Below are 3,060 nucleotides of genomic sequence, written 5' to 3' on the forward strand. Positions count from 1 at the left end.
GGCGGACTGTGGATGGTTCCCATGCTGAACACGCTGGCCGACACGGGGGACGTGGCGCGCGACGTCTGGGACGAGGGCCCGGACACGACCGTCGTGCTGTCCCGTTTCCTGCGCAGCAGGATCGTGCCGTTCGCGCAGAAGCCTTCCGTCGAGATCGAGGGCATCGAATCTGCCGGGGGAGACCAGATCGTGGCCGACGCGGAGAACCTGCTCCGCATGCTGGGAGCAGTGAAATGACTGTCAAGACTTCGTTGTCGATTCTCGGCATGGTGGTGATCGCCGTGCTGTCGTTCCTGTACATGGGCCGGGCGGGTCTGCACGTCTCCCGGTTCGACGACGTACGCACCGCCACGTTGGACGTGCCGGACACGAACGGACTCGTCGTCGGCTCCCGTGTGCTGCTCCGGGGGGTGGCGATCGGACACATCAGTGGGGTGACGGCGTCGGCCGATCACATCGAGGTCGCGTGGAACTACGAGAGTGACCGGTCGATCCCCGCCGACAGCGAGTTCCGCGTCGACAATCTGTCGGCGCTGGGCGAACCGTTCCTTGCGGTGCTGCCCTCGTCCACAGCGGGGCCGTATCTCGAGGACGGGGACACCGTCCCGGCGAACCAGGTCGTGGTGCCGACGACGTTCAAGGAGCTCTCGGAGCGCCTGACCAGGCTCCTCGAGCAGGTGGATCCCTTTCGGGTACAAGCGATCTTCGACACGATCGACGTCGCGCTTCCCGATGACTTCGCGGTCCTGAACAATCTCACGCGGGCAGGCGAACTACTCGCGGCGACGCTCACCCAGCAGTCCGACACCCTCACGACGCTGTTCGACACCCTGCAACCACTGCTGATGGACAGCGCCACCCTCCCGCAGGGTTTCCGGGATACGACACCGATCGTCGCCGAGTTCGGCAGCGGGTTCCACGACGTGCTCGGCGGAATCCGATTCGCTACCGAGAAGGGTCCGCTGCGCGACGGAATCGCAGGCGGAGCAAGTCCTTTCATCGGGGAACTGCAGACGTTCCTCGATCACACCGCCCCGGACCTGCAGGTGATCGGCGTGAATCTCCTGCCGTCGGTCCAGGCCGGGGCGGCGTCGATGCGGACCGTCGACGTGGGCCGCCTGCTCGACAACGTCATGGCGTCCACCGCATCCGGAGATGCACTGACAGTCCACCTCAGCCCGTCGGGGCGGTAGAGCCGACCGCACCCCAGACGTACTCGATCGTCCACCCCCGGAGATCGGACAGCCCAGCGAAAGGCGAACGATGCAGAAATCAATGGAACTCGTGAACTCCGGAACCGCCCCCGAGGCCGGACCCTCCGATGGTGCGGGCGATCGTGAGCGTCGAGGTGGCAGGAACGTGCCACTGCGGTCGGTGGTGGTCGGGGGCCTGGTCGCCGTTCTCGTCGTCGCACTGGCGGTGCTCGGGTGGCAACTTCGGAGCACGACCGACGAACTCGACCAACTCCACGACGCGGCGGCGAGCAGGCAGCAGGCCGAACGGATCGCCCTCGACTACGCGACCGGCGCCGCCGAAATGGACTTTCGCGACCTGCCCGCGTGGAGAACACGGCTGACGGCGGGCACCGCTCCGGAACTGTCCAACCGTCTCACCCAGGCCGCGACGTCGATGGAGCAGATCATCGCTCCGCTCCAGTGGACGTCGAGCGCACAGCCGATCTCGGCGAAAGCAGAACCGGGACCGGACGGAACCTATTCGGTCGACTRCTTCGTCAGCGTCCTGACGAAGAACAGCCAGGCACCGGACGGACTGCAGTCGACCGCGACCTACAAGATGACGGTCGACAGCGGAAACGACTGGAAGATCACCGAGATCAGCGGAATCGATTCCGCACTCGACGGGGACACGGCGCCGCGGTAGCCGGAGTTCGGGGCCCTCTGCCGGCGGCGCCGTACCGTGCGTACTCAGTCGCCGGCAGGCAGCGCGGCAGGAACAACCGAGGGGACCAGGAACGTGCGGATCTTCTCGCGGAACCGTTCCAGCGAGCCGGTGCCGCCGTTGAGTTGGCTGATACACATGATCTCGAGTTCCGAGATCCATTCGCACAGCAATGTCAGATCCAGGTCGGCGCGGAGGTCGCCGGCCTCCTGCGCTTCGCGCAGAATCGGCTCCCACAGCTCACTCGTCAGTTCGACGGCCTTGCCCGACGTGGTCAGCAGGGAGTTCGCCAGGGTCATCTCCGAGGGGGAGACGAGCAGGTGGACCATGGGGTCCCGCAGGCCGCTCTCGACGTTCTGGCAGATGCCCTCGACGAGTCGCTCCTCGATAGTGGGCCACTTCGCGATGAAGGCGCGGGCGGGCGTCATGTTCTTGCGCGCGCGCCGCGCGACCGATTCGATGATCAGACTCTCCCGGTCGGAGAAATACCGGTAGACGGTTGCGCGGGACATGTCCGCGGCGCGGGCGACGTCCTCCATCGTCGTCTTGGTGATCCCGAAGCGTTCGAAGCACGACTCCGCTGCGGTGAGGATCGTCGAGCGGACGTCGGTCGCGGGGTCGTTTCCAGTCCTTGCAGCCACCAGGAAACAGTACAACCACAATCTGCCATGAGACGCTAGACAATGAATGTCTCATGTGCCACTCTCGGTGTATGGAGCGCGAAGACAAGATCACACTCACCGAGCGACTGATCGCACACGTCGACAACAACAGCACCGACTACGCGGACGACCTGCTTCGAGTGCCGTTCTCGGTGTTCAACGACCCCGAACTCGCCGAACGCGAGCGCACGGTGGTCCGGCGGCTGCCGCACATCGTCGCCCACGTCGACGAGCTGAAGAAGGCGGGCGACTTCGTCACGACCGAGCTGATCGGCACGCCGCTACTGGTGGTCAAGCAGACGGACGGCAGCGTCAAGGCCTTCTCCAACGTCTGCAGGCACCGGGGCTCGAAGGTGGAGTTCGAGGAAGCCGGCTGCAAGCGCGTCTTCAGCTGCCCGTATCACAACTGGGCGTACGGCCGCGGTGGAGATCTGCGGGGAATGCCGCATGCAGAAGGCTTCGACGGCCACCTCACGATCATCGACACGGCCACCAACAC

At 65.3% G+C, this 3,060-nt stretch carries 4 protein-coding genes and 1 pseudogene; 4 read left to right on the forward strand and 1 reads right to left on the reverse strand.

The annotated features are described in order from the left end of the window. The 3 genes and pseudogenes from AC1DWT_RS50485 to AC1DWT_RS50495 all read left to right on the forward strand — a co-directional run. Positions 1-237 (forward strand): annotated as a pseudogene (locus AC1DWT_RS50485) (MlaD family protein); the annotation flags it as partial. Next, positions 234-1,193 carry an MlaD family protein gene (locus AC1DWT_RS50490; protein WP_206013103.1) on the forward strand — a complete coding sequence of 320 codons (960 nt, stop codon included), beginning with the start codon at positions 234-236 and terminating at the stop codon, positions 1,191-1,193. The pseudogene AC1DWT_RS50485 and the gene AC1DWT_RS50490, both read left to right, overlap by 4 nt. A 70-nt stretch (positions 1,194-1,263) precedes the next feature. Next, positions 1,264-1,881 (forward strand): hypothetical protein, encoded by a 618-nt coding sequence (locus AC1DWT_RS50495; RefSeq protein WP_477926191.1) that lies wholly within the window; start codon positions 1,264-1,266, stop codon positions 1,879-1,881. 44 nt (positions 1,882-1,925) lie between these two features. Here AC1DWT_RS50495 and AC1DWT_RS50500 read toward each other — a convergent pair whose 3' ends face one another. Beyond that, entirely contained in the window at positions 1,926-2,540 is a 615-nt protein-coding gene (locus AC1DWT_RS50500; protein ID WP_206013102.1) for a TetR/AcrR family transcriptional regulator, read from the reverse strand. A gap of 71 nt (positions 2,541-2,611) precedes the next feature. Between AC1DWT_RS50500 and AC1DWT_RS50505 the strand changes: the two genes are divergently transcribed. After that, positions 2,612-3,060 (forward strand): aromatic ring-hydroxylating oxygenase subunit alpha (locus AC1DWT_RS50505; RefSeq protein ID WP_477926192.1); only part of this gene is annotated, 449 nt, incomplete at its 3' end.

The sequence above is a fragment of the Rhodococcus sp. P4_B6 genome, assembly GCF_056402215.1.

What these genes read in the sequence shown, in the direction of transcription:
- AC1DWT_RS50490 (WP_206013103.1), top strand. Translation starts at nt 234, where the DNA reads ATGACTGTCAAGACTTCGTTGTCGATTCTCGGCATGGTGGTGATCGCC.